Source organism: Clostridium sp. D43t1_170807_H7 (genome assembly GCF_015555905.1).
Taxonomy (GTDB): Bacteria; Bacillota; Clostridia; order Clostridiales; family Clostridiaceae; genus Clostridium.
This window is the reverse complement of the sequence record NZ_JADNLK010000009.1, coordinates 20,825-33,307: the sequence shown is the minus strand read 5'-3', so window position 1 is coordinate 33,307 and position 12,483 is coordinate 20,825. Positions and strand designations below refer to the sequence as shown.

Annotated in this window: 10 protein-coding genes; 9 read left to right on the top strand and 1 reads right to left on the bottom strand. The window is 29.8% G+C overall.

What is annotated here, in order from left to right; genetic code table 11:
- The first annotated feature begins 30 nt into the window (after positions 1-30).
- From I2E98_RS07320 to smpB, 9 genes are all read left to right on the top strand, one after another.
- Complete coding sequence (locus tag I2E98_RS07320; protein ID WP_133013754.1) at positions 31-1,209, top strand: phosphoglycerate kinase; 1,179 nt, start codon at positions 31-33, stop codon at positions 1,207-1,209.
- Between the two features lie 176 nt (positions 1,210-1,385).
- Positions 1,386-2,132: a triose-phosphate isomerase gene (gene tpiA, locus I2E98_RS07315; protein WP_133013753.1), complete on the top strand. Its 747-nt coding sequence runs from the start codon at positions 1,386-1,388 to the stop codon at positions 2,130-2,132.
- Between the two features lie 296 nt (positions 2,133-2,428).
- Positions 2,429-3,961: a 2,3-bisphosphoglycerate-independent phosphoglycerate mutase gene (gpmI, locus tag I2E98_RS07310; RefSeq protein WP_195468299.1), complete on the top strand. Its 1,533-nt coding sequence runs from the start codon at positions 2,429-2,431 to the stop codon at positions 3,959-3,961.
- 202 nt (positions 3,962-4,163) lie between these two features.
- Positions 4,164-5,030 carry a DegV family protein gene (locus tag I2E98_RS07305; protein WP_195468298.1) on the top strand — a complete coding sequence of 289 codons (867 nt, stop codon included), beginning with the start codon at positions 4,164-4,166 and terminating at the stop codon, positions 5,028-5,030.
- Positions 5,031-5,277: 247 nt separating this feature from the next.
- Entirely contained in the window at positions 5,278-5,862 is a 585-nt protein-coding gene (locus tag I2E98_RS07300) for a protein kinase (protein ID WP_195468297.1), read from the top strand.
- A 255-nt stretch (positions 5,863-6,117) separates the two neighbouring features.
- Positions 6,118-7,413 carry a phosphopyruvate hydratase gene (gene eno / locus I2E98_RS07295; RefSeq protein WP_133013737.1) on the top strand — a complete coding sequence of 432 codons (1,296 nt, stop codon included), beginning with the start codon at positions 6,118-6,120 and terminating at the stop codon, positions 7,411-7,413.
- A 340-nt stretch (positions 7,414-7,753) separates the two neighbouring features.
- The gene (gene secG, locus I2E98_RS07290; protein WP_195468296.1) at positions 7,754-7,984 is read left to right on the top strand and encodes a preprotein translocase subunit SecG; all 231 of its coding nucleotides are present in this window, start codon (positions 7,754-7,756) and stop codon (positions 7,982-7,984) included.
- 283 nt (positions 7,985-8,267) lie between these two features.
- Positions 8,268-10,529 carry a ribonuclease R gene (rnr, locus tag I2E98_RS07285; RefSeq protein ID WP_195468295.1) on the top strand — a complete coding sequence of 754 codons (2,262 nt, stop codon included), beginning with the start codon at positions 8,268-8,270 and terminating at the stop codon, positions 10,527-10,529.
- 74 nt (positions 10,530-10,603) lie between these two features.
- Positions 10,604-11,074 carry an SsrA-binding protein SmpB gene (smpB, locus tag I2E98_RS07280; protein WP_195468294.1) on the top strand — a complete coding sequence of 157 codons (471 nt, stop codon included), beginning with the start codon at positions 10,604-10,606 and terminating at the stop codon, positions 11,072-11,074.
- A gap of 73 nt (positions 11,075-11,147) precedes the next feature.
- Here smpB and I2E98_RS07275 read toward each other — a convergent pair whose 3' ends face one another.
- A complete protein-coding gene (locus tag I2E98_RS07275) occupies positions 11,148-12,059 on the bottom strand; it encodes a hypothetical protein (RefSeq protein ID WP_195468293.1) in 912 nt (303 codons plus the stop codon).
- Positions 12,060-12,483: the final 424 nt, after the last annotated feature.

Sequence of the window (12,483 nt, the reverse complement as noted above, 5' to 3'; positions counted from 1 at the left end):
AACTATGAATAAATTTATGAGGTGAAAAGAATGAGCTTTAATAAGAAGACAATTGAAGATATTCAAGTTAACGGTAAAAGAGTTTTAGTAAGATGTGACTTTAACGTTCCATTAAAAGATGGTGTTATCACTGATGAAAACAGATTAGTAGGAGCACTTCCAACAATCAAATACTTAGTTGAAAACGGAGCTAAAGTTATACTTTGCTCACACTTAGGAAAAGATGCTTCTAAGACTTTAGCACCAGTTGCTGTAAGATTAAGCGAAATGTTAGGTAAAGAAGTTGTTTTCGCTAGAGATGAAGAAGTTGTTGGAGAAAACGCTAGAAAAGCTGTTGCTGACATGAAAGACGGAGACGTTGTATTATTAGAAAACACTAGATGCAGAAAAGAAGAAACTAAGAATGGAGAAGAATTATCTAAAGAATTAGCTTCTTTATGTGATATCTACGTTAATGATGCATTCGGAACTGCTCACAGAGCTCACTCTTCAACTGAAGGTGTTACTAAATTTGTAGACACAGCTGTATGCGGATACTTAATTCAAAAAGAATTAAAGTTCTTAGGAGAAGCTGTAAATAATCCAGTTAGACCTTTCGTTGCTATATTAGGTGGATCTAAGGTTTCTGATAAGATTGCTGTTATCAACAACTTATTAGAAAAAGTTGATACAATCATCATTGGTGGAGGAATGGCTTATACATTCTTAAAAGCTCAAGGATATGAAATCGGAACTTCTTTATGTGAAGATGATAGAATGGACTACGCTAAGGAAATGATCGCTAAAGCTGAAGCTAACGGTGTTAAATTCTTATTACCAGTAGACCACAGAATTGCTGATGGATTCAAGGATGTTGAAGCTACAGTTACTGAAGATCAAAACATTCCAGCTGGATTCATGGGATTAGATATCGGACCTAAGACAGAAGCTTTATATGCTGATGCAATTAAAGATGCTAAGACTGTTATCTGGAACGGACCAATGGGAGTATTCGAATTCGAAAACTTCAACAAAGGAACAATTGCAGTTGCTAAGGCTATGGCTGATGCAGATGCTACAACAGTTATCGGTGGAGGAGACTCAGCTGCTGCTGTTAACATCTTAGGATTCGGAGATAAGATGACTCACATCTCTACAGGTGGTGGAGCTTCATTAGAATTCTTAGAAGGTAAAACTTTACCAGGAATTGCTGCTTTAAACGACAAGTAGAAACAGTTAAGAGTGACAAGTGATAAGTGGCAAGTTGAGGAATAAATTCAGCAGAGCTGAATTTTAGAAAAATATATTTTTAGAAACTCCATTAGGAGTTTCTACCTTAACTTGTCATTTGTCACTGTAAACTTGTCACTAAAAATTTTCAAAAAATTTTATTAGAGGTGAATAGAATGAGAAAAGCTATTATCGCTGGAAACTGGAAAATGCACTACACTCCAGAAGAAGCTGTTAAAGTTATAAACGAATTAAAACCATTAGTAAAGGATGCTACTTGTGATGTAGTAGTTTGTCCTACTTTTGTTTGCTTAGATGCTGTATTAAAGGCAGTTGAAGGATCAAACATCAAAGTTGCAGCTCAAAACATGCACTTTGAAGAAAAAGGAGCTTTCACTGGTGAAGTTGCTCCTGGAATGTTAGAAGCTATGGGTGTTAGCTATGTTGTTTTAGGACACAGTGAAAGAAGAGAATACTTCAACGAAACTGATGAAGCATTAAACAAGAAAGTTAAAGCTGCTTTCGCTCACAACTTAACTCCAATCCTTTGCTGTGGAGAAACTTTAGAACAAAGAGAAAATGGAACAACTAACGAAGTTGTTGGAGCTCAAATCAAAGCTGATTTAGAAGGTTTAGCACCAGAATTAGCAGAAAAAGTTGTTATAGCTTACGAACCAATCTGGGCTATTGGAACTGGTAAAACTGCTACTGATGAGCAAGCTAACGAAACAATTATGGCTGTAAGAAGCGTTGTTGCTGAAATGTTCGGTCAAGAAGTTGCTAACAAAGTAAGAATCCAATACGGTGGATCAGTTAAGCCAGGAACTATAAAAGCTCAAATGGCTCAATCTGATATCGATGGTGCTTTAGTTGGTGGAGCTAGCTTAGTTGCTACTGATTTTGCTCAAATCGTAAACTACTAGAATTTAATAAAAAAGAAATCCTCTGCTAGGGATTTCTTTTTTATTTTATAAAGCAATTAAATATTTTTGGGTTATTTAGTAAAAAATAAATTATCAGAAAATTTTTTAGACAATCGTTTACAAAAAACTAACTATATTGTTTAGTAATAATAATTATAGTATAATAAACATGGTTCAATTAATGATACTAATGACGAGTGAGATTCAAGACACTTTAATTGCATAATGAAACTCACAAAGACAAAGTTATCACTTTTTTTGAAACTAAAAAAGTATTTATATATTTGGAGGGAATTATGGCGAAGAAACCTGTAATGTTAATGATATTAGATGGATTTGGAATAGCTCCAGAGAGCGATGGAAATGCAGTTGCTGCTGCAAAGAAACCAAACTATGATAAATTAGTTGCAAACTATCCTCACTCACAATTACAAGCAAGTGGTATGTTTGTTGGATTACCAGATGGACAAATGGGTAACTCAGAAGTTGGACACTTAAATATTGGTGCAGGAAGAATTATATATCAAGAATTAACTAGAATAACTAAAGAAATAAACGAAGGTGGATTCTTCAAGAATGAAGCTTTATTAAAAGCTATTGAAAATGCTAAGAAAGATAATGCTGCATTACACTTAATGGGATTATTATCTAATGGTGGAGTTCACTCTCATATAGATCATTTAAAAGGATTATTAAAATTAGCTAAAGAGCAAGAAGTTAAGAACGTATATGTTCATTGCTTCATGGATGGTAGAGACGTTGCTCCAGGTTCAGGTAAAGACTTCGTAGTTGAATTAGAAAACTACATGGCTGAAATCGGAGTAGGTAAAATTGCTAGTATTTCAGGAAGATACTATGCAATGGATAGAGATAACAGATGGGAAAGAGTACAATTAGCTTACGATGCAATGGTACTTGGAAAAGGTGAAACTGCTACATCTGCTGTTGCATGTATGGAAAAATCTTATGCTGATAACAAATCAGATGAGTTCGTATTACCATGCGTTATTGAAGAAAATGGAGCTCCAACTGGAACAATAAAGAATGGAGATTCAGTAGTATTCTTTAACTTCAGACCTGATAGAGCTAGAGAAATAACTAGAGCTATAAACGATAAAGAATTTGCAGGATTTGAAAGAGAAACTTTAGATTTAGTATTTGTAACAATGACTCAATACGATAAGACTTTAGAAGGTGTTGAAGTTGCTTACAGACCAGAAGCAATTACTAATACTTTAGGTGAATATGTTGCTTCTAAGGGATTAAATCAATTAAGAATAGCAGAAACAGAAAAGTACGCTCACGTTACATTCTTCTTCAACGGTGGTGTTGAAAAAGAAAACGAAGGTGAAGACAGAGCTCTTATTGCATCTCCAAAGGTTGCAACTTACGACTTAAAGCCAGAAATGAGCGCACCAGAATTAACTGATGAATTAATAAATAGATTAGATTCAGGAAAATATGACATGGTTATATTAAACTATGCTAACCCAGATATGGTTGGACATACTGGAGTTTTAGAAGCTGCTAAAGCGGCTGTTGAAGCTGTGGATACATGCTTAGGAAGAGTAGTTGATAAAGTTTTAGAATTAGATGGAACAGTATTTATTACTGCTGACCACGGAAATGCTGAAACTATGATTGATGCTGAAACAGGAAAGCCATTTACAGCTCACACAACTGATCCAGTTCCATTTGTATGGGTATCTAACCACACAGAAGGTAAATCTTTAAAAGATGGTAAGTTAGCTGATATAGCACCAACAATGTTAACAGTAATGGGATTAGATGTTCCTGCTGAAATGACAGGTGAATCTTTAATAAAATAGTATTATAAGGAGAGGGTTACCCCTCTCTTTTTGTTACTTAATATAAGTAAAATTAATATAAATTTTTTAAGTAATATGAAATAAAATTTGAATTATATAATATTTGAAAGTCAAGACATTTGACAATATTAATATTTACATATATAATTTCCTTACAATACAAAAACACAACTATTATAAAGTTAGTGGAGGATGAAACAAGATGGGAATAAAAATAATAACGGATTCAGCATGTGATTTAAAAAGAGAATATATAGATAAAAATAATATAGCTTTACTTTCATTAATATTAAACTTAGAGGGACAAGCTATAAAAGATGATTTAGGAAAATCTTTAAGTTATGAGGAGTTTTATAATAAGATGAGACATGGGGCTACACCTACAACATCTCAAATAAATGCTCATGATTTTGAAGAGGAGTTTACTAAATATATAAAAAATGGGGATTCAATAATTTATATATCAATATCATCAAGCTTAAGTGGTACATTTAATAGCGCAAATATAGCAAGAAATAATTTAATTGAAGAATATCCAGAAGCAAAAATTGAATTAGTTGACTCTTCAAGTGTTTCAATGGGACAAGGATTATTAGTTTTAAAAGCTTGTGAAATGAGAGATAATGGAGCAAGTATAGATGAAATAGTAGAATGGCTTGAAGAAAATAAAAGAAAAGTAATACATTCAATATTAATAGATGATTTAAATCATTTAAAAAGAGGTGGACGTATATCAGGTGCAACAGCCACTATTGGAAGCCTTTTAAATATTAAGCCATCTGCATATTTAGATGATGAAGGAAAGCTAGTACAAGGAGAAAAAATAAAAGGTAAAAAGAAAGCATTAAGATTTTTAGCTAATGAAGTAAAAGAAAGAGCTGTAGAAACTGAAAACGAAGTATTATATATATGTCATGGAGATTGTTTAGAAGAGGCTGAAGCATTAAGAGATATAATATTACAAGAAGTTAAATTTAAAGATGTAATTATAAATTATGTTGGTAATGTTGTTGGAGCACATGCAGGGCCAGGAGTTTTAGCAGCTATATTCTTAGGTAAAAATAGATAAATATAAAAATAAACTGTATGGTAGATTAGTAATATATCAGCCATACGGTTTATTTTTTGAAAAAATATATAGGATCAAAGTTACTGTAAAAAATCACGGTATAAATTAATAAATAAACTGATAAAAAATCAGTAATAGTGACTAATCTATGACGTTTTAAAAATTATAGTCAATTATGATTTATAGTTGTTATAAATTTATATTGTAATTAATATAATAGTACAAATATTAATTAAGGTAGGTTATAATGGCTAGAACATATGCATACTCAGCGGATTTCGATAAGGATATAGAAAGTCTATTTAAAGACGCTAAGTTATTGGGTGAGGGACATAATGGAATTGTTTATGAAGTACCTGGTAATAGAGCTATAAAAATATTTACAGACAAAAATGTTTGTAAAAGTGAAGCTGATATATTATATAAAGTAAAAAAATCTAAATATTTTCCTAGGATATATAAAAACGGAGATTATTATATATTAAGAGATATGGTTAATGGTAAAAGATTGGATGACTATATCAAAGAAAATGGATTAAGTCAGCAACTTATATATAATTTATACAGATTAATTAATGAATTTAAGTCTTTAAAGTTTACCAAATTGGATGCAAGATGTAGAGATATATATGTTGATAAGAATGAGAGATTAAAGGTTATTGATCCAAAGCAATGCTATAGACGAAAGGTTGATTATCCAAGGCATTTAATGAAAGGTCTTGATGGAATAGATGTTTTAGAGGAGTTTTTAAGAGGAATTTATATAATAGATAAAAGAAGGGCTTCGGAATGGGAGCAGAAAATTAATCAATATTATGCAAAGGAGTACTAAGATAATTAGGTGTTTAAATATAAGAGTCAAGAGCTAAGAAGTAATATAAATTATATTATTAAGCTTTTGACTTTTATATTTTTTTTAGGAAACTCCTACTCGTATTCGCTCGTAGGAGTAAGTTCGCCTAACCAAATTAAAATTTGGAGGCTCACTTATGAATATTATTTCTTTCTGTTGTAAAAAATAAATGGGTAGATATTAGAGTTTGGAATAAAATATTTCATTTAATGTTAAAAACAAGGAGGATATGAAATGAAAAATTTTGTTGAAATTGTAGATGTTGTAGCAAGACAAATATTAGATTCTAGATGCTTCCCAACAGTAGAAGTAGAAGTATATCTAGAAGATGGCACAATGGGAAGAGCTGCAGTGCCATCAGGAGCATCAACAGGTATTTATGAAGCTGTTGAACTAAGAGATGGAAACAAAGATTATTATATGGGAAAAGGTGTTTTAAAAGCTGTTGAAAATGTTAATGATACAATAGCTGAAGAATTAATAGGATGCAATGTTTTCGATCAAACATATATTGATAAAATGTTAATAGAACTTGATGGAAGCAATAATAAAGGTAAATTAGGAGCAAATGCTATATTAGGTGTTTCTTTAGCAGTAGCACAAGCAGCAGCTAATTATTTAGGCTTACCTTTATATCAATATGTAGGTGGAGTAAATGCCAAAGTATTACCAGTTCCAATGATGAATATAATAAATGGTGGTTCACATGCTGATAACTCAGTTGATCTTCAAGAATTTATGGTTATGCCAGTAGGATTTGATAACTTTGATAAAGCAGTTCAAGCTTGTGCAGAAGTTTATCATGCATTAAAGAAGACTTTAAATGAAAAAGGATATTCAACAGGGGTTGGAGATGAAGGTGGATTTGCACCAAACTTAAAGAGTAATGCAGAAGCTATAGAAGTTATTTTAGAAGCAATTAAAAAGGCTGGATATGAACCAGGAAAAGATATATTCATAGCTATAGATGCTGCTTCATCTGAATATTATAAAGATGGTAAATATGTATTAGAACATGAAGGAAAGACTTTAACTGCAGCTGAAATGGTTGATTTCTTTGAAGACTGGGTAAATAAATATCCTATTATCTCAATTGAAGATGGTATGGCAGAAGAGGATTGGGAAGGTTGGAAGTTACTTACTGATAGATTAGGTAAGAGAGTTCAATTAGTTGGTGATGATTTATTTGTAACTAATACTCAAAGATTAGAAGATGGAATTTATAGAGGAGTTGCTAACTCAATTCTTATTAAATTAAATCAAATTGGTACTTTAACAGAAACTTTAAATGCTATAGAAATGGCTAATAGAGCTGGTTACACAGCAGTTATTTCTCATAGAAGTGGAGAAACTGAAGATACTACTATAGCAGATTTAGTTGTTGCTGTTAATGCAGGTCAAATTAAGACTGGTGCTCCTGCAAGATCTGAAAGAGTTGCTAAATATAATCAATTAATCAGAATAGCAGAAGAACTTGATGATGTAGCAGAATATAGAGGAAAGAAAGCTTTCTTCAATATAAAAGAATAAAAGAAAACAATAAAAGTGGTAAATAGCAAATTGGATGAAAAGTAATACAAAAATATAAGGTTTTAGCGTGTTTTAACTAGGCTATTTGGCAAGGGAAAAAGACTGTTGTACTTATGTGCGCAGTCTTTTTTTGATTATATGCACTTTTTTATTAAGGTATTAAGAAATAAAGGCAATGGTAATTTTATAATAAAAATATTAAGTAATAAAAATATAATAATACATAAGTAATTATATTTAATAATGGAGTTATTTGTAAATAATCTTGATATATAATTTGTATTATGTTATGATAAAATTAAGTGAAAATGCACGAAAGTACAATATGGGAGGTGTAACCGTGAAGACTTTTTTATTTGTTTTAGAAGCGGTTTTAGGATTAGTAGTTGTTGTTTCAATATTAATGCAAAAAAGTAAAGCTGATGCATTAAGCGGGTTAGTTCAAGGTAGCAAGAGTGAAACATTCTTTACTAAGAATAAGTCAAAGACTAAAGAAGCGATGTTAGTTAAAGTTACTATAGTTTCAATGCTTTTATTTGCTATAAATACAGTAGTTTTAAATATAATTTAAAATATAATGTAGATCACTAAAGAATGGTGATCTATTTTTTTTAGGAATTTCTAATGAAAAATTATATTAATTGTTTTTACTAAGCGAAAATTTGTAAATAATATAATATAGGAGTTTATTATATTTATTATGAATTGAAAAGGTATGGTATTGAATAAAATATAATAACGATATTATAAGCACTGCTTATTGAATAAAAAAACTCACATGTGGTACTATAATAAATAGTGCGTATAAGAAAATATTGGATGAGGTTAAATATAATTTAAACGGAGGAAATTACATGGGAATAAAAGAAACATTACTTAGCTTTATGAAAGAAGAAGCATATAGACCTATGGATATTCAAGAGCTTGTTGCAGTTTTTGATATTAATCCAGATGAGTACAAGGCTTTTAAGAGGGCATTAAAAGTAATGGAATTGGAGGGTTCAATAGTAAGAACCAAGAAAGATAAGTTTGCAGTTCCTGAAAGGTTAGGATTAATAAAAGGTAAACTTCAAGCACATAAAAAAGGATTTGGGTTTCTAATACCAGAAGAAGAAGGCGAAAGAGACGTATTTATTCCAAGTTCATTTATTAATGGTGCAATGAATAATGATAGAGTACTTGTACAAATTACTAGAGATGATATTAATGGTAAGAAAAGAGAAGGAGAAGTTGTAGAAGTACTTGAAAGAGCAAATAGTAGAATAATTGGTGTATATGAAGATAGTAGAAATTTTGGATTTGTAGTTCCAGAAGATACTAGATTAAATCAAGATATATTTGTTTCAAAAAAAGATAAAAATGGAGCAAAACATGGAGATGTAGTTATTGTAGAAGTAACTAAATGGCCAGAAAAGAGAAGAAGTCCAGAAGGAATAGTTAAAGAGGTTTTAGGTAAAAAAGGAGAAAAGGGACTAGATATTTTAACTATAATTAAGAAGCATGGTCTTCCAGAGGAATTTCCACCAAAGGTTTTAGCTTATGCTGATGGAATTTCTGAAGAGATAGAAGAAAAAGAAATAAGAAGAAGAAAAGATATTAGAAATCTTAGAATGGTTACTATAGATGGTGAAGATGCAAAAGACCTTGATGATGCTGTTTCTATAGAAAGATTAGATAATGGTAAATACAGATTAGGAGTTCATATTGCAGATGTTACACATTATGTAAGGGAAAAGAATCCATTAGATAAAGAAGCTTTAAAAAGAGGTACGTCTGTTTATTTAATAGATAGAGTTATACCAATGCTTCCAAAAAAACTTTCTAATGGTATATGCTCACTTAACCCTAAAGTTGATAGATTGGCACTAAGCTGTTTTATGACTATTGATAATAAGGGAAAAGTTTGTGATCATGAAATAGCTGAAACAGTTATTAAAACATCTGAAAGAATGACTTATACAGATGTAACTAAGATATTAAGAGACAAAGATGAAGAACTTATTAAGAAATATGATTATTTAGTAGATGACTTTAAAACAATGGAAGAGCTTTGTTTAATTCTTAGAGAAAAAAGAATGAAAAGAGGAGCTATAGATTTTGATTTTGAAGAATCTAAAATAATATTAAATGATAATGGTAAACCTATTGATATAAAGCCATATGAAAGAGAAATAGCCAATAGAATAATAGAAGAGTTTATGCTTGTTTGTAATGAAACAATTGCTGAGCATATGTTCTGGACTAACTTACCTTTTGTATATAGAGTTCATGAAAATCCAGATGAAGAAAAGCTAGAAAAGTTTAGAGATTTTATTTATAACTTAGGATATACAATGAAGGTAGCACAAGATATACATCCAAGAATTCTTCAAGAAGTATTAGAGAAGGTAAAAGGTAAGAAAGAAGAAACTGTAGTTAGTACTCTTTTATTAAGAAGTATGATGAAAGCAAAATATACACCAGAATGTTCATCACATTTTGGTTTAGCAGCAACTTACTATTGTCACTTTACATCACCAATTAGAAGATATCCTGATTTACAAATTCATAGAATAATTAAGGAGTATTTAAATGGCAAGATTGATGAGAAGAGAGCTACTAGGTTAGCACCAATAGTTGATATAGCAGCTAAGCAATCATCAGAAATGGAAAGACTTGCAGAAGAGGCAGAAAGAGAAGTTGATGATTTAAAGAAAGCAGAATATATGATGGACAGAATTGGAGAAGAATTCGAAGGCATTATTTCTTCAGTTACATCATTTGGTATATTCGTTGAACTTCCAAATACTATAGAAGGCCTTGTTCATATAACTGATTTAGATGATGATTATTATATATATGATGAACAACATTTAATGCTTTTAGGTCAAAGAAATAAAAAGGTTTATAGATTGGGTGATTCTGTAAAAGTTAAGTGTGCTAAGATTGATATTGATAATAGAGAAATATTCTTTGATATATTAGATAGCGAACAAAATCTAGAAGAAATCCTACCAAGTGAAGAGACAGCTTCAATAATAGCTGAAGTTAAGAAAGAGTTTGGAACAAAACCAGAAACTGAAGAATCTATGGAAACTGCAGAGGGCTTTGAACCAGAAGAGGAATTTAACGAGTAATTTAGATATATTGTGATTTTGAGGGGTTCTTGTTATAATTAAGAAAAACACGTAAATAAAAAGTGGGTGAGGATATGGCAAGAGTTAAGAATAGTAATTCTTTAGCTGAAAATAGAAAAGCTCGTCATGATTATTTTGTTGAAGAAACAATGGAGGCGGGAATTGCTTTAGTAGGAACAGAAGTTAAATCTATTAGAGGTGGTAAATGCAATTTAAAAGATTGTTACGCTGATGTAAAAAATGGAGAGATATTTATTTCAAATATGCACATTAGTCCTTATGAACAAGGAAATATATTTAATGTTGATCCATTGAGAGAAAGAAAGCTTTTACTTCATAAAGAGCAAATAGGTAGACTTGCAGGATTAGTATCTAGAGATGGATATACTTTAGTTCCATTATCTTTATATTTAAAGAATGGAAGAGTTAAAGTTGCTCTTGGAATCTGTAAAGGTAAAAAGAATTATGATAAAAGAGATTCAATGTTAGAAAAAGCTCATAAGAGAGATATTGAGCGTCAAATGAAAGAAAGAAACCGTTATTAATGAGAAATGACAAATTTAAAATGGCAAACTCAAACTTAAAGTTAATTTGCCATTAATAATTTGTCATTTTTGCTTAATAAGAAGGCTTTATATTTTTTTCTTTCCAACCTAAATCAAATGGCATATTTGAAATATTAAATAAATTACTATCTATTAAAGGATAGCCATTTGAATCAAATCCAGATATTATAGCTTTGTGATCTGTAAAAAATGATTTATCAAATCTAATAATATCATCTTTTTTATAGGTACCAGATATCTCATAATTAGGATTTATTCTTTTGGTGTAAGGTAAAAATGTTTCTGATAATGTAAAGATATACTCATCTAAATCATCATTAAATATATCAGAATAATAATCCTTATCTATATAAAAATAGTTTTTAGAGTTATCGTTAGTAGTATAAAGCGTTAAAATATGAGGTATTGTTAGAGTAAATTTATTTATAGCAAATTGTTTATTGTGAATATAGTTAAAAGTATAATGTTCATCTAAATAAACAATTATTTTGTCATCATTTCTAATAATCTTGTTAATAATCACTAATGAATTAATAGAAGTAAAAATTATAGCTCTTTCTAATGCCCAATCACGTAAGTAAGAAATTCTTTTAAATTCATAACCTAATGAATATTGACCATTTGCCGAGGAGGTACCATAGTAATCATAAAGTTTAGAAACTTTTCCACTTAAAAAACCATCATTTCTTGTATTAAAAGCTGAAGTTATAAATGTATTTAACTCATCCTCATATGGATCTATAGAGTCTTCAGGTATATCATTACTGTTAAAGTTACCAACACTAGTACTGAGGCTGATATTATTTAATAGAGTATTTTTAGAAACATAATTGTTTGGGGGCACTTTACCTATACAATAGAAAAAGTAAGCAAATAAGTTTATTATTAAGATGTAATAAACCATCTTAAACATAATGTTTTTGATGTTTATCTTAGATTTATTATTCTTATCATTTGGAAACATATCGTCACTCCTTTTAGTGAAATTCAGTAGGTAAAATTGTAAAATAGTTAAACTAAGTTATAATTATAAATAATAAATTCAAAATAAGTTATATTATAGAAAAAAGTACTATATATAGTATTATCTATTTTAAAAGAATTATTTACCAAAATTACAATAATAGTTGTTTTAATATATATAAATACAAGAGTAAATATTACCATATAACTGAAATTCCAAATTTAAATTTACTTAGTTGAAGTTAGATACTTGATTTCTAGGAAAAGATATTTCTTAAATAATGAAGGAAAAATATTAATATCATAAGTTAAACAAAGAAATGATTTATAAATATTTTATTTTTAAAGCAATTAATATTATAATAAATAAAATTAATTGTTGATACTACTAAATTAACATGTATAATTAAAATAAGGGAATTCTG